The organism is Dysosmobacter sp. (genome assembly GCF_034093755.1).
GTDB lineage: Bacteria > Bacillota > Clostridia > Oscillospirales > Oscillospiraceae > Oscillibacter.
This window is the reverse complement of the sequence record NZ_JAXEBZ010000067.1, coordinates 1-25,906: the sequence shown is the minus strand read 5'-3', so window position 1 is coordinate 25,906 and position 25,906 is coordinate 1. Positions and strand designations below refer to the sequence as shown.

Below are 25,906 nucleotides of genomic sequence, written 5' to 3'. Positions count from 1 at the left end.
GATGAGGGATTACACCAGGCCTCTGACAACGCGGGCCAGGGTGTCGCCCCGCAGGCCGCAGCGCAGGCCTTCCAGAGCGATGACCTCGTTGACGCGGACGTTGGCCAGGTTGACGTTGCTGCCGAAGTAGTTGATGAAGAACTCCTGGCCGTCCTTGGTGGGAGCTTCCCAGGTCAGGCGGGTCTGGTCGATGCCGGCGGCCATCATGGCCTCCACGTCGTCAGCCTTCACCTTGCCGTTCTTGTCGAACACGCCCACGCCCTTGGCGGAGCCGCGGGACTCCACGGTGCAGGTGGACACGCCCAGGGACAGGTCGCGCTTGATCTGACGGATGGTCTCCTTCATCTCCAGCTGCTCGTCCTCCATCTTCTTGCCCACCTCGGTGCAGCACTCAAAGCCCATGTTCATGACCATGTCGATCATGCGGCAGCGGTCGTCATCGCTGATGTGGATGGTGCCGTCGGAGATCTCGATGGCGGTGAAGCCCAGCTTCTTGGCCTGCTCCAGGAACTCGGCATACTTGCCCTGCATCCAGGCGATCTCGCCGATGGTGCCGCCGGTGTTCACCACGATGTTGGCGTTGTGATAGGCAGCCAGCTTGGCCTTCAGATAGTCCTCACTGTAAATGACGCCGGTACCGAAGGCGATCTTCACGCGGTCGATATAGGGGGCGCAGTTAGAGATCACGTGCTCCACCTCGGTCAGGCTCAGGCCCAGGTCAGAGCAGACGGTCTTGCCGTAGGTGCGGGGCTTTTCCATGATACGGCCGGTCATGGGGTGAGTGAGGATACCCTCGAATGCCATCTTGCCAATTGCGTTCTGCATAACAAAATTACCTCTTTCTATGATTTTTTCTATCAAACAAATAACCAGTGCTGATTATTTATTTCGGAAGGATGGGGGATTACAGACGGATGACGGGCTGGCTCTCCTGCAGGATGCCGATGCGGACGGCCTCCTGGTGCGCCAGGTCCAGACAGTCGGCGCGGGACAGGTTCTCCGGGCAGTAGATGGGAGACACGCCCCAGTAGTGGGCCAGGAAGTTGGCCAGATTGGTGTTCTGCACGGCGGCGATGACGGGGGCGGTGTAGTGCATCTTGGCGACGCGGGCCACCTGCTCCAGGTTTTCAGCCATCATGATGATGGGAGTGTCGCCGTTGGAGACCTCGAAGTTGGGCCGGACGCTGCGGAAGAAGCCGGCGGCGGGCTTTCCGGTGCAGTTGGCCAGCATGGCAGATTCCGTGCGGGCGATGATATTGCTGAGCACCTTCACGCAGCCCACCGGGTCATGGCCCACGGCGGTCTCGTCGGAGAAGGAGATGGCGTCGATGCCGTCCAGCACCAGGGCGGAGACGTCGCACACTTCAGCCCGGGTGGGCCAGGAGGTTTTCATCAGGCTCTTGAGAATGCCGGAGCCGGTGAACACGAACTTGCCGGCCAGATTGGCCCGGCGGATGATCTCCTTGTCGATGAGGTGCAGCTCCTCAATGGGCCGCTCCACCGCCAGGTCGCCCCGGGCGGCGCTGACGCCGTCGCAGTTGGCCAGGATGGCGTCCAGGTTCTCCAGGGCGTTGCGCTGCTCGATCTTGGCCAGAATGGGAATCTTCACGTTGTGGGCTTCCATAATGGCCTTCAGCCGGTCCAGATCGTCGGCGGTCTGGACGAAGGACATGGACACGCAGTCCACGTTCTGGGCGATGCCGAATTCAAAGTCCCGGATGTCCTTCTCCGTGAGACCCTTGAAGCGGATCAGGGTGCCGGGGGCGCAGGCGCCCTTCCGGGGCTTGATGGAGCCGGGGATGGTGACTCTGCAGCGGATTTCGTCGGGATTCAGCTTCTCCTCCACCACCAGCTGCAGGTCATTGTCGCCGATGATGATCTCGCTGCCGGCCTCCATGGCCTCGATGAACTCCGGCTGGGCGATGGTGGCCCGTCTGGCGTCGCCCACGATCTCCTCCCGGGTAAACACGATCTCGTGGCCCAGGGGCAGGGCGTAGGAGTCCTCCTCCAGCTCGCCGATGCGGATCTTCGGACCCTGCAGGTCCTGGCGGATGGCCACAGGCCGGTTCAGCCGGCGGGAGATCTGACGGATGTTGCGGATGATCTCCTCTGCCTGGTCATAGGTAGCGTGGGAGAAGTTGATGCGGCAGCTGCTGATGCCCGCCAGAATCAGCTCCTCGATGATTTTGGGGTCAGAGGAAGCGGGGCCGATGGTGCCCATAATCTTGGTGTGATTCATGATGTCCTCCTGCAGGAAATCAGTCGTTCCAGATCCAGGCGTTGTTGACGCCGGCGAACAGGGACTTGCTCTCCACCACGTGGGCGGTGTTCAGCATGTCATCCACAATCTTCAGGCGGTTTCTGGCCCGATCGATGTTGTCGAAGGAGGGCACGGGCAGGCAGCCGAAGAACAGGCGGGGACGGCTGATCAGCTCCGCGGCGTTGAGGTACAGCTGGAAGCGGGTGTCGGCCTTGTTCAGCTCGGTAACCACGGGGGTGTCCCGGTGGCCCTCGATTTTCACAAACACCAGGCTCACGTCGGGGTTGGTGACCACGCTGGTGTCGGGCAGCAGGGGAGTCATGTCCAGGGAGACCTTGGCGTTCCAGGGGTCCTTGCCCTCGGGAATGGTGTTCATGATCTCCTTGCCCCAGATCTTTTCATACTCGGTGTAGTTGTACAGCAGGTTGCCGGCCCGGACGTTGTCGAACACGGAACCGGTGTAGAAGGAGACGTCATTGCCCACGGTGCGGAAGTGGGTGTACTCCGTGGTCATCAGCCGGTAGCCCCGGCGGAGGGTGGACTCCAGCATCAGAATGGTCTTGCCGGCGCCGGGGCCGCCCACGAACACCATCATGTGGTTCTTCTCGGGGTTGTAGACGCTGGTGGCGTGGAGGCAGGAGAAGCCCTGCTTCTCCAGGGTGCCGGGCATCAGCCGGGTGAGCAGGCCGCCGGTGCTGTAAATGGTGTAGCGGCGGTCCGGGGCGGTTTTGTCCCGCTCCAGAACGGGACCGGCCAGGAAGTACTCGTCGCCCTCGAAGAAGAACTCCAGGTCCTCCATGGAGGAGTCCTGATAGACGTACAGGGCGGCGTTGAAGGGGGCGTCATCGGGCTGCACAATGGTCTCGCCCCAGCCATTGGACAGGCGGTAGGTCTTGGGCTCCCGGTGGTGCAGTTCGTGGTTTACATAATCGTCGGTGAATACCAGCTCCTCCAGGTTGGAGCAGGCTTTCACGTTGACCTGGGATACGCGGCGGATCTGGGAAAAGGTGCAGTTTTCGTAGAAGAATTCCTTGGTGTATTTCATGATGTCTCCCTCCAGCAGCAACGAAGTAATAAAATTATACTCTGCATTCTATAGAATTTTGAGGAACAGAAACTCCGCGGAACATGGCTTTTCAGGGGTATGCGGCTGCACACTCGCCTGACTTTTCCGCGGTGATTCCTGTGCCGGCATCCGGACGGGAGCGGAATTCCTTTAAACCTATTTATCACATAGGTTTAAGCGGATTATAATCTTGCGCTCCCGGAATGTCAAGATGGTTATGGAAAAATGCGTATGGGTTATTTATTTTTTCGGGGTATTCACCGGCCAGCGGACGCCCTGCCCGTGGAAGAACCGGTCCAGCTCCTCCGCCGCATAGACCGCGGAGCGGATCAGGGCCTCGTCGGTGCTGCCGCCGCAGTGAGGGGTGACCACCGCGTTGTCCAGGTGCAGCAGGGGGTCCTCCGGAGACAGCGGCTCGGAGGCCAGCACATCCAGATACGCGCCGGCGATGGCGTGGGACCGCAGGGCCTCTGCCAGAGCGGCCTCGTCCGTCAGCTTGCCCCGGGCGGTGTTGATGAAGTAGGCGGTGGGCTTCATCATGCCGAACTCCCGGGCGCCGATGATGCCCACGTTTTCCGGCCGCAGGGGAATGTGGACGGACACAAAGTCCGCAGTCTGAAACACCTCGTCCCATTCGGCCAGGCGGACGTACTCGGGAATGGGCTTCCCCTCCATGTGGCCCTTGTAAACAATGATGTTCATGTTGAAGCCCATGTGGGCCATCCGGGCCACATGGCTGCCGATATGGCCGAAGCCGATGAGTCCCAGGGTTTTGCCGGACAGCTCCGTGCCCTGGCAATGGTTCTTGTAGAAAAAGTCTCCCCGCTTTGCGGCGGCGTTGAGAGGCAGAATCTTCCTGGCCACGGCGGACATTCCGCAGATGGCGATTTCCGCCACGGACAGGCCGTTGGACGTGGGCGTGTTCACCACCTGGATTCCCAGCTCCGTGGCGGCGGCCACGTCGATGATGTCCAGTCCCACGCCGTGCCGGGCCACAATCTGCAGCTTCGGCTCCGCCTCCAGCACCCGGCGGGTGGCGTGAGCGGTGCGCAGCAACATGCCGTCGCAGCCCCGGATTTCCTGCACCATGGTATCCTCGTCCAGGGCGGTGCCGACGCGGTATTCAAAGCCGTGCTCTGTCAGGTAGTCTCTGCCTTCCTTTGCGATCTGCCGGGGAATGTAAATGAGAGGTTTGTTCATGGGGAGTACCACCGATCCTTAAAAAGTTGGAGAAGAAATTATAGTCTATAGAATATACAGAGAAATTTAAACATCAACTCTCCGGAAGCAGTGCTGGGAAGTTGATGGTTCGCAGTCAAGCTTTAAAACAAAGGGGAATCGGTCCGCCTGGAGACACAGGTCAAAGTCCTGCTCCGGCGCCCAGTCCGCCTGGGGGTCGAAAAATTTTTCCGCGCTGGGATAATGGCGCAGGTGGGCGCGGATCTCTTCCATGGTGGGGGCTTCGGTGCCCTGCAGATGAGCGGTGAGGTACCGGGCGAACAGGGTGTCCTCGTCGCTGTGGACCTGCCCCCGGGTTCCCATGGCCACCAGGGACACTTCCTCCGGCCGGCGCATCCGGATGTACCGGAGAATGGCTCCCGCCATGGGGAAGCTGCCGCCGAGAATCTCATCGGCGCCTGCGGCGTTTACCACGCCCTGGGTGCCCGCGCCGGTGGTCTGAATCACGGTTTTTCCGGTAAAGTCCACCGGCAGCACCTCCGCGGGGGAATTTCCGTAGTCAAACCCGGGGCATTTCTTCCCGCCCCGCTCACCGATGAGGACGGCTTCGGGGAAACGGGCTTTCAGGTCATAGGCCTGCTGAATGTCGCCCACGGGAATGATTTCCCTGGCGCCGTTGCCCATCACATAGGAGGCCACGGAAAAGGCCCGGAACACGTCGATGATGACCGTGAGACCTCTGGCCCGGCGGGCGCCTTCCAGCAATTCCAGCGTGCGGATGATCATAGGCGGACTCCTGCGTCGATCCGGATGGACAAAATCCCCGGAGAATGGAACGGATTCCCTTGATTGTTCATTATTATAAACTTTTTCCGCGGGATTTCAACCAGTGGAATGCGAAAAATATAGTCTATAATTTTAGTAATATTACACAAATCAAACGTTGAACTTTGTGCGATCGTAGTAAGAACAGACATCGTCATGCACCCGGCGGATATGCCGGCTCATGGCCTGGCAGGCGGCCTCGCTGTCCCCGTCCTCAATGGCCGTCAGAATCTGGCCGTGCTCCACCACCGGGGGAAACACGCCGCAGGGAGAGAAGGTGCGCCGGGTTTCCACCATGGAGGAGGAACGCAGCAGGGCGCACTGCTCCGACAGTCCGTCCAGCAAATTGGAGAGGATGCGGTTGTCCGCCCGGCTGAGGATATAGTCATGGAACTTCCGGTTGACCACATAGGTCTCCAGAAAATCGGATTTCCGGTATACCCGCTCGTATTCCACCTGGATGTCCTTCAGATTCTGAATGTCCTCAGCCGTGATGTTGGGCAGTGCCTGCCGCAGGGCGGAGAGCTCCAGCTCTTCCCGGATGGACAGAAGGTCATGGATGTCCTTCCGGGAGAAGCTGACCACCTCCGAGTAGTGGAAGGCGTTGGTGACAATCAGGTTGTCCCGCCGCAGCATGTTCAGCGCTTCACGGAGGGGGGTGGTGCTGCATCCCAGCCGGGCGGCCAGCTCCACCTCGTTGATACGGGCGCCCATTTTCAGTTCCGGGGTTTGCTGCAGAATAATCTCTTCTTTCAGCGTGCGGTATACCTGCTCGGTCAGCGTCTTCCGCAGGACGCCGCCGGTGGTGGTGTTGGACCTCATCATGGAACATTCTCCTTATTTAATATGAGGGTATCGCCAAATCGTATAAATCAGCCACATTGCGGAGGGAAAAAATACAGTAATATTATATAAAACTATAGACTATAATTCCGGAATAGGCAACCATAAAAAATAGACAAAAATGGGGAATCCGGGTGTGAAGAATCACTAAAAAGCTACAAAAAACGCGTATTTTGGGCCGGCTGGGCGGTTTTTCGCTTTTGCCGGATGCCGCCTCCCCGGGGAAGCGGAGGGAAGAACGGCCTCCCAACTAATCATTATTGAACAGAAAATGGAAAAAAGCAATAGAATTTCAATATTTTGCTTGTTTTTCCCTAATTTAACTGCGAAAAACAGGAAAAACGCACCGGGGAAAAGTGTTATTTCCTGTAACCGAATGTTTACAGTTTGTTGTTGATTGGAAGGGACGGCGGGAAGATAATTGGGAAAACGAATCGGGGAAGGAGACACCTGCATGAAAAAGAGAAACACCCTGCTGACGGTGCTGGCGCTGTGCCTGGCCCTGACGGCCTGCGGCAGCCGGACGGCCCCCGCCGCCGAAAGCTCCGCGGTGGCTCCGGCGCCTGCCGCTTCCGCTCCGGCAGACAATGCATTGCCGGACAGCAGCGCACCGGCGGAAAGCGTTTTTCCGGACAGCGGCGTCCGGCCGGACATGCCGGAGGAGGACCGCCTGGTGATGGCCGGCGCCTACGCCGATATGCTGGAGACGCTGCTGCAGACCAACACGCTGCCCGACGGCCGGGAGCTGGCGGGGGACATGGGCGAGCAGTGCTTTGCCCTGTACGACGTGGACGGTGACGGAGCGGAGGAGCTGATCTTCTCTAACGGCAACGCCCCCTGCATGGCCGACATGGCGGCCTTTGTGTACGGCTATGACGCGGACACGGAATCGCTGCGGCTGGAACTGGAGTGCTTCCCCGCCATGGACTTCTATGACAACGGAGCGGTGAAGGTGCTGTGGTCCCACAACCAGGGCCTGGCGGGAGACAGCCTGTGGCCCTACGATCTGCTGCAATATGACGCGGAGACGGACAGCTATCGTTGGAGCGCCATGGTGGACGCCTGGGACCGGACCCTCCGGGACACCAATGAGGCGGGGGAGCCTTTCCCTGCGGAGGTTGACGTCAGCGGCACCGGCGTGGTGTACTTCATCATGACCGGGAAGGAATACGATACCTCCCATCCGGTGGACGTGACAGAGTACGAGGCCTGGGAGCAGTCGGTTCTGGGCGGCGCAGAGAAGCTGGACGTGATCTACCGGGAGATGACGGAGGACAATATCGCCCGGCTGCGCTCCGGGGAACTGTGCTGAAACCGGAGGGCGGACCATGAAGAGAAGCGCGCTGGCGGCCATTCTGACACTGGCGGTGCTGGCGGCCATGGTCCTCCGGCTTTACGGCAGCGCCTATCCCATTGCGCCGGACGGCAGCAATCTGGAGTCTTACGCGGCGGACTATCTGGCCCGGGGAGCATCCGACCCGGGGCCGCTGAAGCTGTACGAGTCCATCGACCTGGGGGACCGGCGATGGACCCTGATGGAGTGGGGAGAGGACCTGGGTGCGCTGCGGCTGGAAAAGGGCCTGAACGGGCGTTTCCGGCTGACCGGCGCCAGCTACGGCTCTGCCAATTTTCAGGAGTGGGTGGTGGAAGCCGGCGGCGGGAAGTACTTCCTTCTGGGCGGCCGGAACGCCTGTTTCAACATCGGGCAGGTGACGGTGACCCTCAGCGGCCGGGAGTATCACATGGACATTCCGGAGGGGGATCGGTTCTTCACGGCGGTGGAGGTGGACAGCCGGACGGAGGAAAACCGGGCCGGGCCGGAGTCACTGCGGTTCTATGACCGGGCGGGAAATGAACTGACGGAGCAGATCCGGTGGAACTGAAAAAACAGACGGAGAAGCAAGTGCTTCTCCGTCTGTTTTTTCACATCAGCGGCGCCACGGACTTCAGCAGCCGGCCCATCAACCGCAGGGTCCACTTCTCCTGCCGGACGGTCTCCGGCGTGACGGCGCGGCACTTGGCCAGCGTGGCCTGAAAGTCCTCCTCAATGGAGGGAATGCAGGATGTGCCGCAGAGGTAGGCGGCGCACTCGAAATGGTGGTACAGGCTGCGGTAGTCCAGGTTGATGGTGCCTACCACCGCCTTGGTGCCGTCGCTGACGAACACCTTGGCGTGGACGAAGCCGGGGGTGTACTCGTAGATCTTCACGCCGGAGCGCAGCAGGGAGGCGTAGTGATTTTTCGCCAGGGCATAGGGGGCCTTTTTGTCCGGAATGCCGGGGAGAATCAGCTTCACGTCCACGCCCCGCTCCGCGGCGAATTTCAGGGCCGTCTCCAGCTCCCCGTCCAGAATCAGGTAGGGGGACATGATATGGACGTAGTCTCTGGCCCGGTTGAGAATGTCCATGTACACCATCTCGCCCACCTTTTCGCTGTCCAGAGGACAGTCGCCGAAGGGCAGCACGTAGCCCGCCGCCTCCGGGCAGGGATGGCAGGGGGCGTTGAGGTACGGCTCAAACACGGGGGATTTTTCCTCCATGCTCCACATCTGCAGGAACATCAGGGTGAAGCTGGGAACGGCCTTGCCCCGCAGCATGATGGCGGTGTCCTTCCAGTGGCCGAACTTTTCCTTTTGGTTGATGTACTCGTCCGCCAGGTTCACCCCGCCGGTGAAGGCCGTATGGCCGTCGATCACCAGAATTTTCCGGTGATCCCGGTAGTTGTAGTGGGTGGAGATGAAGGGCAGCAGGGGGGCGTACATCTTGCAGCGGATGCCCAGCTTTTCCAGCCGCTGGGGATAGTCGTGGGGCAGGGTGGTGAATTCGCAGGTGCCGTCGTACATCACCCGCACGTCCACTCCCTCCCGGGCCTTCCGGGCCAGAATCTCCAGAATGCGGCCCCACATGACCCCCTCGTCCACAATGAAGTACTCCAGGAAGATGAAGTCCTTCGCCTGCTCCAGCCGCTCCAGCATGGCGGCGAACTTGGCTTCGCCGGAGGGGAAGTAGGTGACGTCCGTCTGGTCATACACCGGGAAGCAGCCGGTGCGGCCGATGTAGGCGGCCAGGGCCAGAGTCTCCGGCGATTCGCTCCGCAGCCGCTCCGCCACGGCCCGGTCCTGGGGGATGGCGTCCCGGGTCTGGCCGATCAGCTCGCGCAGCCGCTGCTTGACGGCCCGGTGTCCCACATCCGTATGGGCGTACAGGTAAAACAGGCAGCCGAACACCGGCGCCAGAGTGATGAGGATGAGCCAGGTGATCTTGGCGGTGGGGTCGGCGCCGCTGTTCAGCAGGTGCACCACCATGATCACCCCCAGCACCACCACGCCGCCGAACAGGTGGGGCAGAAAGGCGCTGAACCACCGGAACACCGCCACCATGACCATCAGCTGCAGCACCAGCAGCAGCAAAATCAGGCCCAGACGGCTGAACACCGCGTGGATGATGCCTCGTTTGCCCTTTTCAATCAACCGGATTCCGGTTCCTTCACTTCCCATGAACGGCTCCTTTCCCTGCAATGGCTCCGCGGACGGAGAATCTGTTTCTTTAAAATTATATGATAGCATTCCGGACGGAGGATTACAACCCCCGGAGAGCGGCCCGGACCGCCGGCGCATATACTGGCCTGCGGCCAGACGATGGGTCTGGCCATGACACCACAGGGGAGGAATGTCTGTCATGGACAGAACGCAGGCATATATCACAGATTCTCTGGAGCTGCACCTGTTTTTTGCCCGGATCATGAAGGAGCACGCCTTCTTCCTGACGGTGGGCCTGCTGCCGCCGGCGCGGGAGCTTGCCCGGGAGGGCGAGACGCTGATGCGGCGGCTGGAGGGGGTGCTGTCCCGGGCCATTGCCCTCAGCGGCTGCGCCGTCCGCTGCCGGGTGCTGGACTCCGGCGAGGCGGTGACGGAGTTCACCGATCTTGCTGAGTGCCAGACCGGAAAATTCACCGGACTGATGCCGGACCGGTCGCTGACGGCCCGGACCCTGGCCCTGCGGGGCCGGGAGGAGGAGACTCCGCCGGCGCCGGTCCGGCAGGTGCGCCAGCTGAACCGGGAGGCGCTGGCGCTGGTGGAACAGCTGATCCGCTACAAGCTGCGGCTGCTGGACCTGGTGAACGGCTGCGCCGTTTTTACCGCCAATTATCCGCTGCTGATCCAGCATATTCTGCGGGAGGCCCGCCTCTACCGCTCCCATCTGCTGCGGCTGGAGGGCATGGGGTGCGGCAGCGCTCGGGAGCTGCGGGACAGTGAGCTGTTCTGGGACCGCATCATGATGGAGCACGCGCTGTTTATCCGGGGATTGCTGGACCCCACGGAGGAGGACCTGATCGCCGCCGCCAACCGGTTCGCCGGGGACTACCGGCGTCTGCTGGACACCGCCGCCGACCGGATTGTCCCCAGCCGGGAAACCGCGGACCTGACACAGCGGTTCCGGGACTTCAAGCGCTCCGGCGTGGAGGGCATCGAGGGCTGCAGAATCCGCTCGCTGATCCTGCCTCTGCTGGCGGACCATGTTCTGCGGGAGGCCAATCACTATCTCCGCCTGCTGGGGGAGTGAGACGGGAAGAGGACCCGGGTCCTCTTCCCGCCCGGCATAGGACAGGCCGGCGGGGGGCATACTACCGGAAACGAGGGGGCGAGGGGATGACACAATCCATCTGGGAGGCGTCCTGCCGGCTGCCGGAGTTTCCGCAGCTGCGGGAGGACATCCGCACCGACGTGCTGGTCATCGGCGGCGGCATCGCCGGCATTCTCTGCGCGTATCAGCTGACCCGGGCGGGGGCGGACTGCGTGCTGGCGGAGGCGGACCGGCTCTGCGGCGGCGTTACGGGAAAGACCACCGCCAAAATCACCGTCCAGCACGGGCTGTTTGCCGCCGATCTTCTCAGCCGGTTCGGCGAGGAGAAGGCGCGGCTGTATCTGGCGGCCAACCGGGCGGCGCTGGCGGAGTACCGGCGGCTGTGCCGCACCGTGGACTGCGGCTTAGCCGCGGAGGACTCCTGCGTCTACACCCTCCACCGGGAGGATCAGATCAGGCGGGAGCTGACGGCCCTGCGGCAGCTGGGGGCGGAGGCGGAGTACGTCCGGGGCCTGCCCCTGCCCTTCACCACGGCGGGGGCCGTCCGGCTCCGGGATCAGGCCCGGTTCCACCCGCTGCGGTTTCTGGGGGCGCTGGCCCGGGACCTGCGGGTCTATGAGCACACCCCGGTGCGGCGCCTGGAGGGCACCGCGGCGGTGACGGACCGCGGACGCATTTCCGCCCGGAAGATCATCGCGGCCACCCACTTCCCGTTCCTCAACAAACACGGCAGCTATTTCCTGAAGCTTTATCAGAGCCGCTCCTACGTGCTGGCCCTGAAGGGCGCGGCGCGGCTGGACGCCATGTACGTGGACGGCTCCGGCACCGGATTGTCCTTCCGGAACGAGGGGGATGTGCTGCTGCTGGGCGGCGGCGCCCACCGCACCGGGAAGCCGGGCGGCGGCTGGCAGGTGCTGGAGGAGGCGGCCCGGAAGTACTACCCCGACGCGAAGGAGGTGGGCCGCTGGGCCGCCCAGGACTGCATGAGCCTGGACGGCGTACCCTATATCGGCCGTTACTCCCGGAACACGCCGGACCTGTTCGTGGCCACCGGCTTCCATAAATGGGGCATGACCTCCGCCATGGCGGCGGCCATGGTACTGCGGGACCTGGTGCAGGGGCGGGAGAACCCGTACGCGGCGGTGTTTTCCCCCTCCCGGACCATGCTGCGGCCCCAGCTGGCGGTGAACGGCGCCGGTGCCGCGGCCAGCCTGCTGACACCCACCCGGCCCCGCTGCCCCCACATGGGCTGCGCCCTGAAGTGGAATCCCCGGGAGCAGACCTGGGACTGCCCCTGCCACGGCTCCCGGTTCACCCGGACGGGAGAGCTGCTGGACGGTCCCGCCATGGGGGACCTGCCCCGCCGGCCGTGACCGGCGCCGGCGGAGCGGTTCCGGGCCGGCTGTTTTTCGGGAAAAGACAGCTGTCACTGCAGCGCGGTGAAGAAAAAGAGGGGGCCGAACCGGGAAAATCCGGGATTTGATGCGCATTTTCCCCGAAAAAGCGGGAAAACCGGGTTGTAAAACCGGCCCGGCGTGTGGTATACTCACCTTGCTGCGGAAGCTCCGCGGTAATCCAATTTTTTAGGAGTGTTCTATATGAGCCGAATGGTCGGCACGACTTCAAGAGGTATCCGCGCTCCCATCATCCGGGCCAACGACGATCTGGTGCAGATCGTGACGGAATCCGTTCTGGAGGCCTCCCGGCAGGAGGGCTTCCCCATCCGGGACCGGGATGTGGTGGCCATGACAGAGGCCATCGTGGCCCGGGCCCAGGGCAACTACGCCACGGTGGATGACATTGCGGAGGACGTCCGCGCCAAGCTGGGCGGCGGAACCATCGGCGTCATTTTCCCCATCCTCAGCCGCAACCGCTTCGCCATCTGTCTGCGGGGCATCGCCAAGGGCGCCAGAAAGGTGGTGCTGATGCTGTCCTATCCCTCCGACGAGGTGGGCAACCATCTCATTGACCTGGACGTGCTGGACGAGAAGGGCGTGGACCCCTACAGGGATGTTCTGACCCTGGAGCAGTACCGGGAGCTGTTCGGCTATACCGTCCATCCCTTCACCGGCGTGGACTATGTGGCCTACTATGAGCAGCTGATCCGGGAGAGCGGCGCCGAGGCGGAAATCCTCTTCGCCAACGATCCCCGGGCCATTCTGGACCGCACGAAGGACGTGCTGTGCTGCGACATCCACACCCGCAGGCGCACCAAGCGGCTCCTGAAAGCCGCCGGCGGTGAGCGGGTTTACGGGCTGGACGAAATCCTCAACGCCCCCGTCAACGGCAGCGGCTGCAACGAGCAGTACGGCCTGCTGGGCAGCAACAAGGCCACCGAGGACAAGGTGAAGCTGTTCCCCCGGGACTGCCAGCCGCTGGTGGAGGCCATCCAGGCCCGGCTGCTGGAGGAGACCGGCAGGCACGTGGAGGTCATGGTCTACGGTGACGGCGCCTTCAAGGACCCGGTGGGCAAGATCTGGGAGCTGGCGGACCCGGTGGTGTCCCCCGCCTATACCGCCGGTCTGGAGGGCACCCCCAATGAGCTGAAGCTGAAGTATCTGGCGGACAATGACTTCGCCAACCTGTCCGGCGAGGCCCTGCGGGACGCCATCCGCGGGGAGATCCGGAAGAAGGATGACAATCTGGTGGGCAAGATGGTGTCCGAGGGCACCACGCCCCGGCGTCTGACGGACCTCATCGGCTCCCTGTGCGACCTGACCTCCGGCAGCGGCGACAAGGGTACCCCCATCGTCTATATCCAAGGCTATTTCGACAACTACACCATGGACTGAGCATCACGGCCCGTCTCCCCATTGCCGGAGACGGGCCGCTTTCTGCCTTGATGGCTTGACAATTGTCCGTAATCGGACTATAATCGGCGGAGCAGTCCGGAACCGGACAAAAGGAGGACCTATGGAAGAGACCATTCGCCGTCAGATGACGGAGTACAACCGGCTGTTCAAGGAGGAGGACGGGCTGTACCGGGAGGTGTCCCGGCGGCTGGACCTGCCGGAGACGGAGCTGTGGATTCTGTACCTGCTGCGGCTGGAGGGCAGCTGCACCCAGCGTGAGCTGCGGGAGCGGATGGTGCAGGCCCGGCAGTCCGTCAACACTGCACTGAAGGCCATGGAGCGCAGGGGCGTCATCGCCATGACCCCGGCGGAGGGGGACCGGCGCAGCCGGACCATCCGCCTGACGGAGCGGGGGGAGGCCCTGGCGGCAGAGGCGGCGGACTCCATTCTGGCGGCGGAGGCGGCAGCCATGGCGTCGCTGTCGGAGCGGGAGCGGGAGACGCTGCTGCGCCTTTGGGAGAAATACGTGGCGGCGCTGGCGAAGGGCCTGGGACACCGGGAAAGCGGGGAGCAGGCGTGACCATTCAGCTTTCGGATCACTTTACCTACGGCCGGCTGCTGCGGTTCACCCTGCCGTCCATCGTCATGATGATCTTCACCTCCGTCTACACGGTGGTGGACGGTATTTTCGTGTCCAACTTTGTGGGCAAAACCTCCTTCGCGGCCCTGAATCTCATCTGGCCGGTGATTCAGCTGATGGGGGCCATGGGCTTTCTGCTGGGCACCGGCGGCAGCGCGCTGGTGGCCCGTCTGCTGGGGGAGGGCAAGCGGGAGCGGGCCAACCGGGTGTTCTCCCTGCTGGTGTATACCGCCCTTGTCTGCGGCGCCGCCCTGGCCGCTGTGGGCGTCCTATTGCTGCGGCCCATCGCCGTGGCCCTGGGGGCGGAGGGAGAGATGGTGAAGCTGTGCGTGCTGTACGGCCGGTGCCTGCTGCCCTTCACGCCGCTGTTCATGCTGCAGGTGCTGTTCCAGAGCTTCCTGGTGGTGGCGGAGCGGCCCAAGCTGGGGCTGACGGTGACGGTGGCGGCAGGCGCTGCCAACATGGTGCTGGACGCCCTGTTTGTGGCGGGCTTCCGGTGGGGACTGGCGGGCGCCGCCCTGGCCACGGGGCTGAGTCAGGCGGTGGGCGGTCTGGTGCCGCTGGTGTATTTCTGCACCGGGAAGAACGGGGTGCTGCGGCTGGGCCGGACGGTTTTTGACGGAAAGGCCCTGGGAAAGACCTGCTCCAACGGCGCCTCGGAGATGATGAGCAACCTGTCCATGTCGGTGGTAAGCATCCTGTATAACTTCCAGCTGCTGCATCTGGCGGGAGAGGACGGCGTGGCGGCCTACGGCGTGGTGATGTACCTGAACTTCATTTTCACCGCTGTGTTTCTGGGCTTTTCCGTGGGCAGCGCGCCTGTCATCAGCTATCACTACGGCGCGGGGAATCCCGGGGAGCTGCGCAGCCTGTTCCGCAAGAGCCGGACGGTGACCGCGGTCAGCGGCGTGGTGATGGCCGCGGCGGCGTGGAAGCTGGCGGGGGTTCTGTCCGGCATCTTCGTGGGCTACGACCCGGCGCTGATGGCCATGACGGAGCGGGGCGTGCGGATCTATGCCTTCAGCTTTCTGCCGGCGGGGCTCAACATCTTCGGCTCCGCCTTCTTCACGGCCCTGAACAACGGCGCGGTGTCCGCCGCCATCTCCTTTCTGCGGACGCTGCTGTTTCAGGTGGCGGCGGTGCTGGTGCTGCCGCTGCTTTGGGGGCTGGACGGCGTCTGGCTGGCCGTGGTGGCGGCGGAGGGACTGTCCCTGTGCGTCACGGCGGCATTTCTCGTGGGAATGCGGCCCCGATACCACTATTGAAAAAAGGACCGGCTGGGTGTTCCAGCCGGTTCTTTTCACAGCTCCGTATACTTGGCGGACCGGCCCCTGGCCTTGTCCACCGGGTACTTCGCCTCGTTTTTGTCCACTTTTTCGTTCATGATTTCGTCCAGGTCCAGCCCGCACACGTCCGCCAGCAGAATGCAGTAGCTCAGCACGTCCGCCAGCTCCTCCCGGAGCCGGGGCAGCTTGTCGGCGCACTCCAGGTCCGTGCCGCTCCACTGGAACAGCTCCAGCACCTCCGCCGCCTCCAGACTCATGGAGATGGCCAGATCCTTGGGGGTGTGGAACTGCCGCCAGTCCCGGTCGTCCCGGAACCGCAGTACCCGCTGAATGGTCTCGTCCCGCAGCATGACAACGCCCCCTCTCAGGCCCGGATGGCCCAGCGCAGCTTGGTGGACCGGGCCCGGGGATTGCGGAAGCACTCCTGGGCGGAGGGCCGGATCACATCCTCGCACACCTCGCTGTACACGCCCTCCCGGCGGTACTGGCGGAAGGCCTGCTTCACCAGCCGGTCCTCCCCGGAGTGGAAGGTCAGGATCGCCGCCCGGCCGCCGGATTTCAGCACCGCGGGCAGCTTCTCCAGAAACTCGTACAGCACCTCGAACTCGCTGTTCACATCGATGCGCAGCGCCTGAAAGGTCCGCTGACAGGATTTTTTCACGGCCTCCTTCCGCTCTCCGGCGGGGAGGAAGGACAGGGCGTTTTCAATGACGGCGTACAGCTGCCGGGTGGTGTCGATGGTGCCGCCCCGCCGGTAGGTTTTGACAATGGCCCGGGCGATGCGCTCCGCGTGGGGCTCGTCGGCGTTTTCCACCAGCATGGCCTCCAGCTCGTCCTCCTCCAGCTGCCGCAGACGCTCCGCGGCGGTGACGCCGGCGGTGGGGTCCAGCCGCAGGTCCAGAGGGCCGTCCTGCTTGAAGGTGAAGCCCCGCCGGGGATTGTCGATCTGCATGGAGGAGACCCCCAGGTCCGCCAGCACAAAGTCGAACTTCACCCCCGGCGCCACCTCATCCAGCCGGGCGAAGTTCATCCGCCGGACGGTGAGGATGTCCGGCCCGTAGCCCGCTTCCTCCAGCCGCTTCCGGGTCTTTTCCGACTCAATGGGGTCCACGTCGGTGGCGTACAGGTGCCCCGTCCCCTCCAGCCGCTCCAGCATCCTCCGGGTGTGGCCGCCGTAGCCCAGGGTGGCGTCCAGCCCGGTCTGGCCTGGCTGAATCTGCAGAAAGTCCAGAATTTCGTCTGCCATGATGGGGATGTGCATCCCGGCGGGGGTGTGGCCGCTCTCCAGAATTTTCTCCACGTCGGCCCGGTACTTTTCCGGCTGCAGCTCCTTGTATTTTTCCTCAAAACGCCGGGGATGGGTGCCCTTGTAGCGCACCCGGCGCTTGTGCTCCTGCTCCATGGGGTTTGCTCCTTTCGCGGTGGTGGGATGAAAAGGACCCCGTCCGGCAGGCGGGGTCCCTTGCGCTTACAGCAGACGGACGCCGGCGGCCTCGCAGGCATCCAGAGTGGCCTGATCCCACAGGCTGGCCTGCACCTCGCCGATGTGGCAGGCGCCCAGCAGCAGCATGCACAGACGGGACTGGCCGATGCCGCCGCCCATGGTCAGGGGCAGCTCATCATTCAGCAGCATCTTGTGGAAGGGGAGATTCCGGCGGTCATCGCAGCCCGCCAGGGTCAGCTGCCGGTCCAGGGACTCCGCGTCCACCCGGATGCCCATGGAGGAAATCTCAAACTGCCGCTCCAGCACCGGGTTCCACATGAGAATGTCGCCGTTGAGCTCCCAGTCATCGTAGTCGGGGGCGCGGCCGTCGTGGCGGATACCGGAGCGGAGGGTCTTGCCGATCTGCATCAGAAACACGGTGGGGTGCTCCTTGCAGATGGCGTACTCCCGCTCATTGGGGGTCAGGTCGGGGTAGCGGTCCTCCAGCTCCTGGGTGGTGAGGAAGTACACCTCCCGCTCCGGCCGGACATGGAGGCAGGGGAAGGCCACGTTCAGGGCGTCCGCCGTCTCGCACACGGCCCCCACGATGGCCCGGACGGAGGACTTCAGATAGTTCACGTTCCGGTCCTCCCGGGAGATGACCTTCTCCCAGTCCCACTGGTCCACGTAGATGGAGTGGAGGTTGTCCACCTCCTCGTCCCGGCGGATGGCGTTCATGTCGGTGTAGAGGCCCTTGCCCTCGTGGAAGCCGTAGCGCTTCAGGGCCAGGCGCTTCCACTTGGCCAGGGAATGGACCACCTCGCCGTTGACGCCCACGTCGGGGATGTCAAAGCTGACGGGCCGCTCCACGCCGTTGAGGTTGTCGTTCAGGCCGGAGTCCCCCGCCACAAACAGCGGGGCGGAGACGCGGCGCAGGTTCAGGGCGTTGCAGAGGTTGGTCTGAAAGGAGTCCTTGATGAAGGCGAGGGCCCGCTGCAGCTCGTAGTTGCTCAGGGGCATCTGATACCCGGAGGGGATGGTGACTTTGCTCATGGGAAGATCCTTCCTTTATTATAAATGTGTGGGGTTCGGAATCAGAGGAACAGGCTCATGATGCGGGGGGTGACGTGGACCTCCATCAGCGCGGCGGCGCAGAGAATGGGGAAGGCCAGCAGCAGGTAGATGCCGCCGATCTGGGAGACGGTCTGCAGCAGAGGCGGGCCGGACTTGTCCCCCCGGCACCGGCGGGTGATCTCGCCGCACAGGTACATTCCGGCGGCGCAGCACAGCACCATGGCCGGCAGCAGAAACACGCCGTGGGGCAGGATGGCGGCCATGTACAGCGCCATGGAGTGGCCGTGGGCCGGATACCAGGCGGCCATGGCGCCGATCATCAGGGCGTTGCTGCCCAGGGACAGGGCGGGAAAATAGGCGAAGGGGACGGCGCCGCACAGAATGGACATTCCGCAGGCGGTGAGGCCGGCGTTCAGGGCGTCCGTCGCGGCATAGGCGGCGGTGTCCTCCGGCTGCACCATCAGCTGCTCCAGCAGCGCATCCCGCACCTCCGGAAAGGCCAGGCCCAGCACAAAGCCCAGGGGAATCAGCACGGCGAAGGCCGCGGCGCAGCGCCGCAGCTCATACAGGAAGCCGGGGGTGCGGATAAACTGCACCAGCGCCTCCTCCTGGGAGTCGAACCACTTCACCGCAGCTTCTCCAGACCCAGACGCAGGCGGCGCAGCGTCTCCTCCCGGCCCAGGATGGTGCAGATTTCCACAGCGCCGCCGGGGGTGACCAGCTTGCCGGCGGCGGCGATGCGTACCGGCCACATCAGCGTGGCGTTCTTCACCCCCAGCTCCGCGGCCAGGCCGATGAGGGAGTCATGGACGGCGTCCATGGTCCACTCCGGCAGGGCCTCCAGCACGGGAATCACCTTCTCCAGCATCTCCCGGGAGACGTCGGAGTTGGTCTTGGACTTCTTGTTGGTGAAGCACTCCGCGTCATACTCCGGCAGCGCGTCGAAGAAGTCCACCTTCTCGGGGATATCGGTGAGCTTTTCGCACCGGGCCTGCAGCAGCGCGCTGACGGCGGCGGCGTCGATGGCGGGGTTCTTCACGGCCTGGCGGATATAGGGCTCGGCCACCCGGGCGAAGGCCTCGGGAGTCATGGCCCGGAGGTAGGTGGCGTTGAAGTAGTCCAGCTTGGCGATGTCGAAAATAGCGGGGGACTTGGAGATGCCGGCGATGTCGAAGGCGTCCACCAGCTCCTCCAGGGAGAAGATCTCCTGCTCGCTGCGCTCCCCCTTGGGGGCCCAGCCCAGCAGGGCCACGTAGTTCAGCACGGCGGAGGTCAGATAGCCCTGGGCGATCAGGTCCTCGTAGGAGGGGTCGCCATGGCGCTTGCTCATCTTGTTGTGGGCGTCCCGCATGACGGGGGAGCAGTGGACGTAGGTGGGAATCTCCCAGCCGAAGGCCTCGTACAGCAGGTTGTACTTGGGGGCGGAGGACAGGTACTCGCTGCCCCGCACCACATGGGTGATGCCCATCAGGTGGTCATCCACCACGTTGGCGAAGTTGTAGGTGGGCAGGCCGTCCCGCTTCAGCAGCACCTGATCGTCCAGGGTCTTGTTCTCCACGGTGATGTCGCCGAAGGACACGTCGTGGAAGGTGGTTGTGCCCTCCTGGGGGATGCGCTGGCGGATGACGTAGGGCTTGCCGGCGGCCAGGTTGGCGGCTACCTCCTCCGCACTCAGGTCCCGGCAGGGATCGGCGGCCCGGTCAAAGTCCCCGCTGTCCTCCTCGGACTCGGACTTCTCGCAGAAGCAGTAGTAGGCGGCGCCCTTTTCCACCAGCAGCTCGGCGTACTTGCCGTACAGGCTCCGGCGCTCCGACTGAATATAGGGGCCCACGGGGCCGCCTACGTCGGGGCCCTCGTCATGGTTCAGGCCGCACTCGGCCATGGTACGGTAAATGACGTCGGTGGCGCCCTCCACCAGCCGGCCCTGGTCGGTGTCCTCAATGCGGAGGATGAAGGTGCCCTGGTTGTGGCGGGCGATGAGCCAGGTGTACAGCGCGGTGCGCAGGTTGCCCACGTGCATGTAGCCCGTGGGGGAGGGGGCGAAGCGGGTACGGACCGTTCCCCTGGGGATGCGGGCCTCCATCTCCTCAAAAAAAGCGTGATCGATTGCCATATGAATACCTCCGTGGAAGTGTTTGCACACATAATATAACAGTTTCCATTATCACCTTTCGCCGCCGGGTTGTCAAGGATTGTCTGACCGGGCGGGGGAAAAAGGAAGCGGAAGCGGGGCGTGTTTTTCCACGTTGCACTTTTCATGCCGTTGTGATACACTGTAAAAGTCAAACTGTGTCACTGCGCCCTGCGGCGCTTTCAGACTATGAATACGAGGTGTTCCACAATGGAAAATGAAGTGCAGAAGAAGCGGATTCTCAGCGGCATCCAGCCCTCCGGCGACCTGACCCTGGGCTCCTATCTGGGAGCCATCAAGAACTGGGCGGCGCTGGCCGACGAGTACGACTGCTATTATATGCTGGCGGATATGCACACCATCACCGTGCGCCAGGTGCCGGCGGACCTGCGCCGCCGCACCCTGACCCAGCTGGCGGCCTACATCGCCTGCGGCCTGGACCCGGAGAAGAACGTGCTGTTCGTCCAGTCCCACGTTCCCGCCCACGCCCAGCTGGGCTGGGTGCTGGACTGCTACACCATGTTCGGCGAGCTGAGCCGCATGACCCAGTTCAAGGACAAGTCCGCCAAGAATGCCGACAACATCAATGCGGGATTGTTCACCTACCCGTCCCTGATGGCCGCCGACATCCTGCTCTACCAGGCGGACCTGGTGCCGGTGGGCGGCGATCAGAAGCAGCACGTGGAGATCTGCCGGGACATCGCCAACCGCTTCAACGGCATCTACGGCGACGTGTTCAAGATTCCCGAGCCCTATATCCCCAAGATGGGCGCCCGGGTCATGAGCCTCACCTCCCCGGAGAACAAGATGTCCAAGTCCGACAAGGACCCCAACGGCTGCGTCTATATTCTGGAGCGGCCGGAGGACATTCTGCGGAAGTTCAGAAAGGCCGTCACCGACTCCGAGGCCTGTGTCCGGTATGACCCGGAGAACAAGCCCGGCGTGTCCAACCTGATGCAGATCTACGCCGTCACCACCGGCCGCTCCTTCGACGCCATCGAGCAGGAGTTCGCCGGCCATGGCTACGGTGACTTCAAGGCCGCCGTGGGCGAGTCCGTGGTGGAGATGCTGCGTCCCATCCGGGAGGAGACGGAGCGGATGCTCTCCGACAAGGCCTATCTCCAGGGAGTGTACCGCGCCGGCGCGGAGAAGGCGGCCCGGGTGGCCAACCGCACCCTGGGCAAGGTCTACAAGAAGGTCGGCTTTATCGACCGGTAACGCGGGAGGTCGCAATGTATTTTGAAAATCAGCTGATCGTCGACGTGCTGCTGGCGCTGCTGGCGGCGCTGGTGGTCAGTTTCCTGATGACGCCGGTGGTGAAAACCTTCGCCTACAAGGTGGGCGCCATCGACGTGCCCAAGGATGACCGCCGGATGCACAAGGTCCCCATTCCCCGGCTGGGAGGCCTGGCCATTTTCATCGGCTTCATGGTCAGCATTCTGCTGTTCGCGGATGTGCGCCACTCCCCCCAGCTGCAGGGTATTCTGCTGGGGGCGGTGATCATTGTGGTGCTGGGCGTGGTGGATGACATCATGGCCCTGCCCGCCATGCTGAAGTTCGTGGTGCAGATCGCGGCGGCCCTGATCCCCATCTTCCACGGCGTGGTGATTCAGGCCATTTCCAACCCCAACCTGCTGTCCGACAGCGCCTACTGGGTGCTGGGCAAGCTGTCCATCCCCATTACGGTGCTGTGGATCGTGGGCATCACCAACTCCGTCAACCTCATTGACGGCCTGGACGGCCTTGCCAACGGCGTGTCCGCCATCTCCGCCACCACCATGCTGGTGATTGCCATCCTGGTGTCGGAGAGCCAGGTGGCGGTGGTGATGGCGGCGCTGGTGGGCGCCTGCGTGGGCTTCATGCCCTACAACATGAACCCCGCCAAGATGTTCATGGGCGACACGGGCGCCACCTTCCTGGGCTTCATCCTGGCTACCATGTCCATCCAGGGCCTGTTCAAGTTCTACGCCGTCATCTCCTTCGCGGTGCCGTTCCTCATTCTGGGCCTGCCCCTGTTTGACACGGCCTTCGCCTTTATCCGCCGCATTGCCCACGGCCAGAGCCCCATGCACGCCGACCGGGGCCACATCCACCACCGGCTCATTGACATGGGCCTCAACCAGAAGCAGGCGGTGGCCACGCTGTACGTCATCTCCGCCATTCTGGGCCTGTCCGCCGTGGTGCTGACCACCAGCAGCGAGCTGAAGGCCATGGTGTTTTTCCTGACGCTGTGCGTGGTGGCGGCGGTGGCCGCCCGGGTGGCCTTCCCCAGGGAGTTCCAGGAGGACCACAAGCCGGAAAAGAAGGAACCCTACAAGAAGGACGGATTTGAATAACATGGAAAAGCTGCGTATCCTGAGCGTTTTCGGCACCCGGCCGGAAGCCATCAAAATGTGTCCCCTGGTGAAGGAACTGGCCTCCCGCCCGGAGATTGAGAGCCTGTGCTGCGTCACCGCCCAGCACCGCCAGATGCTGGACAGCGTGCTGGAGGTCTTTCGCCTGAAGCCCGACTGGGACCTGGACATCATGACGCCCCGCCAGACCCTGTCCACCATCACCAGCAAGTGCCTCACCGGCATGGACGAGGCCATCGAGGCGCTGAAGCCGGACATGATCCTGGTCCACGGCGATACCTCCACCACCTTTGCCGGCGCCCTGTCCGCCTTTTATCACCAGGTGCCGGTGGGCCACGTGGAGGCGGGACTGCGGACCTATGACAAATACTCCCCCTTCCCGGAGGAGATGAACCGGAAGATGGTGTCCGCCATCGCGGACCTGTATTTCTGCCCCACGGTGAACAACCGCGCCAACCTTCTGAAAGAGGGCATCACCGACGGGCTGTTCGTCACCGGCAACACCGTCATCGACGCTTTGAAAACCACCGTCCGGGAGGACTACGTGTTCTCCACGGAGGAACTGAACCGCCTGCCCTACGGGGAGAAGAAGATCCTCCTGGTCACCTGCCACCGGCGGGAGAACTACGGCGAGCCCATGAAGAATATCATGCTGGCCCTGCGGCAGATCGCCGAGGAGCACGAGGACGTGGAGCTGGTGTACCCGGTCCACCTGAGCCCCGTGGTCCGGGAGGCGGTAGACAAGTACCTGCGGGGCGCGCCCCGGGTCCATCTCATTGACCCGCTGCCTGCCGACGAGATGCACAACCTGATGGCCCGGTGCTATCTGGTGCTGACCGACTCCGGCGGACTGCAGGAGGAGGCCCCCGCCCTGGGCAAGCCGGTGCTGGTGCTGCGCCGGGAGACGGAGCGGCCGGAGGCCGTGGCCGCCGGTACGGTGAAGCTGGCAGGCGTGGTGCAGGACGACATCGTCACCATGGCCGGCCGCCTGATCTGCGACAGGGGGGCCTATGAGAAGATGGCCCACGCCGTGAACCCCTACGGCGACGGCCGCGCCTGTGAGCGCATTGCCGACGCCATTTTGTGGCATTTCGGCCGGAAGGAACTGCCGCCGGAGGACTATACCGGCGCGTAACGGAGGAAAGGGAGGTCCCGTATGGGGAAGCGGAAATTCAATGCCGTGGCCGTGGGCATCCTGGCGCTGATTGTGGTGCTGGTGGTGCTGATGATGGTCAACAATCTCCGCCGGACCTCCCACATCACCCTGCCGCAGCTGAATTCCGGCGCCCTGGCGGACAGCAGCGCCCGGCCGGTGGAGGACAGTGTCATCCGGGTGGAGGTGACGCCGGAGACGGTGGCCTACGCTGTGGAAACCCTGTCCCGGCCGGAGGAATACCGGCGGGTGCTGACCACGGAGCGGTTCTGGAGCGGCGGCAGCGGCATCGCCTCCGTCACGGTGACGGTGGGCGGCGGCTGGAGCCGGGCCGACACGGCCGACGCCTCCGGGCGGGTGCGCCACACCGTCACCGACGGCACTGTCACCTACGTCTGGTACGATGAGGAGAAGGCGTACTACACCGGCCCCGCGGGGGACGTCTCCCCGGATCAGGAGCAGGGCATCCCCACCTATGAGGACATTCTGTCCCTCCGGCCCGGCGACATTCTGACGGCGGATTACCGGGAGTGGAACGGCGCCGACTGCATCTATGTGGAGACGGCGGAGGACCGGCAGGGCCGCAGCCTGCGGTACTGGGTCAGCGTCAGCGACGGGCTGCTGGCGGGGGCGGAGCAGCTGGAGGACGGCGTCACCGTCTGGCGCACCACCGCCCAGAGCGTCACGGACCCCCGGCCCGGCCCGGAGGATTTCACCCTGCCGGACGGCACGGTGCTCTGGACGGAGCAGCCAAAGGGATAACCGAAAAAACCGGAGAAGCAGCGCTTCTCCGGTTTTTTATCGGAATTTAAGAAATTTCCGCCTGTTTTCCCAAGAAAAGAAGGGGTAGGATGAAAGTGGGGTCAGAGTTCCCCGTTGAATACGTACCGGTCCAGACGGCGGAAGGCCTCCTGCACCCGGGACAGGGGCAGGGCCAGGTTCATGCGGATGTGGCAGGGCCCGTGGAAGGGGCGGCCGTCCTGCCAGGCGACGCCCACGTCCCATCCCGCCTGCAGCAGCTGGCCGATGGTTTTACCGTGGGCGGCGCACCATCCGGAGCAGTCCAGAAACAGCATGTAGGTCCCCTGGGGCCGGGCCGCCTCTACCCCCGGGAAGCGGTCCCGGATATAGCCGCAGGCGTAGTCCACGTTCTCCGTCAGCACCTGGCACAGTTCATCCACCCACACATGCCCTTCCGGACGGTAGGCGCCTATCAGGGCGTGCATGGACAGCACGTTCATCTCGTTGTAGTGGGAGAGGGAGGACTCTCTGCCCACCCGGTCCCGGAGCCGCCGGTTGTAGATGATGTGGTAGCTGCCCACCAGGCCCGCCAGATTGAAGGTTTTGGAGGGGGCGTACAGGGCTACGGTGCGGTTCCGGGCGTCATCGCTGACGCTCTGGGTGGGGGTGTGGTGGTGACCGGCCAGAATGATGTCGGACCAGATCTCGTCGGAGACAACGGACACGTCATACTTCCGGAACAGCTCCATGGCGGACTCAATCTCGCCCCGCTCCCACACCCGGCCGCAGGGGTTGTGGGGGGAGCAGAACACGGCGGCGTGGATGTGCTTCTCCGTGATCTGCCGCTCCATGTCCGCCAGGTCCATCCGCCAGACGCCGTCTTCGTCCCGCACCAGCGGCGAGAGGACAATGCGGTAGCCGTTGCTGCGCAGGCTGTTGGTGAAGCCAATATAGGTGGGGGAGTGGAGCAGCACCGCGTCGCCCCGGGAGCAGAACACCCCCAGCGCGCTGAGCAGGCCGCCGATGACGCCGTTTTCATAGCCGATGTGCTGCCGCTCCAGCCCTGTCACGCCGTTGCGGCTCTCCTGCCAGCGGATGATGGCGTCATGGTACTCGTCCCGGGGGGTGAAGTAGCCGAAGGCGGGGTGCCGCACCCGCTGAATGATGGCCTCCTGAATGGTGGGCAGGGTGGGGAAGTTCATGTCCGCCACCCACATGGGGATCACGTCAAAGCCGGGCCTGGGGGCGTTGGGAGCGATGCCGAGCCGGCCGGTGCCCAGGCCGTCCACCGCCAGGGCGTCCTGGCCCCGCCGCTCCAGGTGGGAGGTAAAGTCGTAGGTCATGGTTTTATCTCCTGCTGCCGGAGGGTTCCGGCGTGATGTGCCTTCATCATACCAGATCTCCCGGCATTTGCCATGTAGGATTACAATACATGTTGGACAAGTAAATAAAAAGGATGAAGGATAGGGCCTTATCGGTTAAAGTTGAGTTACCACACCACAACTTGACGAAAGGGGGCCATATCCTTCATGAGCAAGAGTATAACACAGGACATGG

The 25,906-nt window shown here is 63.5% G+C and carries 24 protein-coding genes; 11 read left to right on the top strand and 13 right to left on the bottom strand.

All coding sequences use genetic code 11. The features are described 5' to 3' along the window. Positions 1-9 precede the first annotated feature (9 nt). The 6 genes from SOX55_RS08855 to SOX55_RS08830 all read right to left on the bottom strand — a co-directional run bounded on the left by SOX55_RS08855 (position 10) and on the right by SOX55_RS08830 (position 6,155). Positions 10-825 carry a phosphosulfolactate synthase gene (locus tag SOX55_RS08855; protein WP_325287079.1) on the bottom strand — a complete coding sequence of 272 codons (816 nt, stop codon included), beginning with the start codon at positions 823-825 and terminating at the stop codon, positions 10-12. A gap of 79 nt (positions 826-904) precedes the next feature. Beyond that, positions 905-2,239, bottom strand: a complete 1,335-nt coding sequence (pyk, locus tag SOX55_RS08850) for a pyruvate kinase (protein WP_325287078.1) — start codon at positions 2,237-2,239, stop codon at positions 905-907. A gap of 19 nt (positions 2,240-2,258) precedes the next feature. Further along, positions 2,259-3,305: a hypothetical protein gene (locus tag SOX55_RS08845; protein WP_325287077.1), complete on the bottom strand. Its 1,047-nt coding sequence runs from the start codon at positions 3,303-3,305 to the stop codon at positions 2,259-2,261. Between the two features lie 261 nt (positions 3,306-3,566). Beyond that, positions 3,567-4,526, bottom strand: a complete 960-nt coding sequence (locus SOX55_RS08840) for a hydroxyacid dehydrogenase (RefSeq protein ID WP_325287076.1) — start codon at positions 4,524-4,526, stop codon at positions 3,567-3,569. 66 nt (positions 4,527-4,592) lie between these two features. Further along, on the bottom strand, positions 4,593-5,291 hold the full coding sequence (locus SOX55_RS08835; protein WP_325287075.1) for a 2-phosphosulfolactate phosphatase: 699 nt from the start codon (positions 5,289-5,291) through the stop codon (positions 4,593-4,595). A 150-nt stretch (positions 5,292-5,441) separates the two neighbouring features. Then, the gene (locus tag SOX55_RS08830) at positions 5,442-6,155 is read right to left on the bottom strand and encodes a GntR family transcriptional regulator (RefSeq protein WP_325287074.1); all 714 of its coding nucleotides are present in this window, start codon (positions 6,153-6,155) and stop codon (positions 5,442-5,444) included. Positions 6,156-6,627: 472 nt separating this feature from the next. On the opposite strand from SOX55_RS08830, the gene SOX55_RS08825 reads away from it, so the two are divergent. Next, positions 6,628-7,485 carry a hypothetical protein gene (locus SOX55_RS08825; protein ID WP_325287073.1) on the top strand — a complete coding sequence of 286 codons (858 nt, stop codon included), beginning with the start codon at positions 6,628-6,630 and terminating at the stop codon, positions 7,483-7,485. A gap of 16 nt (positions 7,486-7,501) precedes the next feature. Beyond that, on the top strand, positions 7,502-8,056 hold the full coding sequence (locus SOX55_RS08820) for a hypothetical protein (RefSeq protein WP_325287072.1): 555 nt from the start codon (positions 7,502-7,504) through the stop codon (positions 8,054-8,056). A 40-nt stretch (positions 8,057-8,096) separates the two neighbouring features. Here the strand turns inward: SOX55_RS08820 and SOX55_RS08815 are convergent, their stop codons facing one another. Continuing rightward, positions 8,097-9,668 (bottom strand): phospholipase D-like domain-containing protein, encoded by a 1,572-nt coding sequence (locus SOX55_RS08815; RefSeq protein ID WP_325287071.1) that lies wholly within the window; start codon positions 9,666-9,668, stop codon positions 8,097-8,099. Between the two features lie 181 nt (positions 9,669-9,849). Between SOX55_RS08815 and SOX55_RS08810 the strand changes: the two genes are divergently transcribed. The 5 genes from SOX55_RS08810 to SOX55_RS08790 all read left to right on the top strand — a co-directional run bounded on the left by SOX55_RS08810 (position 9,850) and on the right by SOX55_RS08790 (position 15,452). Further along, entirely contained in the window at positions 9,850-10,734 is an 885-nt protein-coding gene (locus SOX55_RS08810) for a DUF2935 domain-containing protein (protein WP_325287070.1), read from the top strand. Positions 10,735-10,820: 86 nt separating this feature from the next. Continuing rightward, positions 10,821-12,128, top strand: a complete 1,308-nt coding sequence (locus tag SOX55_RS08805) for an FAD-dependent oxidoreductase (RefSeq protein ID WP_325287069.1) — start codon at positions 10,821-10,823, stop codon at positions 12,126-12,128. Positions 12,129-12,353: 225 nt separating this feature from the next. Further along, on the top strand, positions 12,354-13,547 hold the full coding sequence (locus SOX55_RS08800) for a coenzyme F420-0:L-glutamate ligase (RefSeq protein WP_325287068.1): 1,194 nt from the start codon (positions 12,354-12,356) through the stop codon (positions 13,545-13,547). 121 nt (positions 13,548-13,668) lie between these two features. After that, positions 13,669-14,127, top strand: a complete 459-nt coding sequence (locus SOX55_RS08795; protein WP_325287067.1) for a MarR family winged helix-turn-helix transcriptional regulator — start codon at positions 13,669-13,671, stop codon at positions 14,125-14,127. Then, positions 14,124-15,452 carry an MATE family efflux transporter gene (locus SOX55_RS08790; RefSeq protein ID WP_325287066.1) on the top strand — a complete coding sequence of 443 codons (1,329 nt, stop codon included), beginning with the start codon at positions 14,124-14,126 and terminating at the stop codon, positions 15,450-15,452. Before SOX55_RS08795 ends, SOX55_RS08790 begins: the two co-directional genes overlap by 4 nt. A 35-nt stretch (positions 15,453-15,487) precedes the next feature. Here SOX55_RS08790 and SOX55_RS08785 read toward each other — a convergent pair whose 3' ends face one another. From SOX55_RS08785 to gltX, 5 genes are all read right to left on the bottom strand, one after another. After that, on the bottom strand, positions 15,488-15,823 hold the full coding sequence (locus SOX55_RS08785) for a nucleotide pyrophosphohydrolase (protein WP_442873617.1): 336 nt from the start codon (positions 15,821-15,823) through the stop codon (positions 15,488-15,490). A 14-nt stretch (positions 15,824-15,837) separates the two neighbouring features. Then, entirely contained in the window at positions 15,838-16,875 is a 1,038-nt protein-coding gene (gene rsmH / locus SOX55_RS08780) for a 16S rRNA (cytosine(1402)-N(4))-methyltransferase RsmH (RefSeq protein WP_325287065.1), read from the bottom strand. 66 nt (positions 16,876-16,941) lie between these two features. Continuing rightward, a complete protein-coding gene (gene asnA, locus SOX55_RS08775; protein ID WP_325287064.1) occupies positions 16,942-17,949 on the bottom strand; it encodes an aspartate--ammonia ligase in 1,008 nt (335 codons plus the stop codon). Positions 17,950-17,990: 41 nt separating this feature from the next. Beyond that, positions 17,991-18,599 (bottom strand): stage II sporulation protein M, encoded by a 609-nt coding sequence (locus tag SOX55_RS08770; protein WP_325287063.1) that lies wholly within the window; start codon positions 18,597-18,599, stop codon positions 17,991-17,993. Continuing rightward, positions 18,596-20,083 carry a glutamate--tRNA ligase gene (gene gltX / locus SOX55_RS08765; RefSeq protein ID WP_325287062.1) on the bottom strand — a complete coding sequence of 496 codons (1,488 nt, stop codon included), beginning with the start codon at positions 20,081-20,083 and terminating at the stop codon, positions 18,596-18,598. Before gltX ends, SOX55_RS08770 begins: the two co-directional genes overlap by 4 nt. A 228-nt stretch (positions 20,084-20,311) precedes the next feature. On the opposite strand from gltX, the gene trpS reads away from it, so the two are divergent. Genes trpS through SOX55_RS08745 form a run of 4 tightly spaced genes read left to right on the top strand, consistent with a single transcriptional unit; the run spans position 20,312 to position 24,370 of the window. Further along, on the top strand, positions 20,312-21,319 hold the full coding sequence (gene trpS, locus SOX55_RS08760; protein ID WP_325287061.1) for a tryptophan--tRNA ligase: 1,008 nt from the start codon (positions 20,312-20,314) through the stop codon (positions 21,317-21,319). 14 nt (positions 21,320-21,333) lie between these two features. Then, entirely contained in the window at positions 21,334-22,437 is a 1,104-nt protein-coding gene (locus SOX55_RS08755) for an MraY family glycosyltransferase (protein WP_325287060.1), read from the top strand. A gap of 1 nt (position 22,438) precedes the next feature. Beyond that, positions 22,439-23,590 (top strand): non-hydrolyzing UDP-N-acetylglucosamine 2-epimerase, encoded by a 1,152-nt coding sequence (wecB, locus tag SOX55_RS08750; protein WP_325287059.1) that lies wholly within the window; start codon positions 22,439-22,441, stop codon positions 23,588-23,590. A gap of 21 nt (positions 23,591-23,611) precedes the next feature. Continuing rightward, positions 23,612-24,370, top strand: a complete 759-nt coding sequence (locus SOX55_RS08745; protein WP_325287058.1) for a hypothetical protein — start codon at positions 23,612-23,614, stop codon at positions 24,368-24,370. 101 nt (positions 24,371-24,471) lie between these two features. Here SOX55_RS08745 and SOX55_RS08740 read toward each other — a convergent pair whose 3' ends face one another. Then, positions 24,472-25,692: a MalY/PatB family protein gene (locus SOX55_RS08740; RefSeq protein WP_325287057.1), complete on the bottom strand. Its 1,221-nt coding sequence runs from the start codon at positions 25,690-25,692 to the stop codon at positions 24,472-24,474. Positions 25,693-25,906 lie beyond the last annotated feature (214 nt).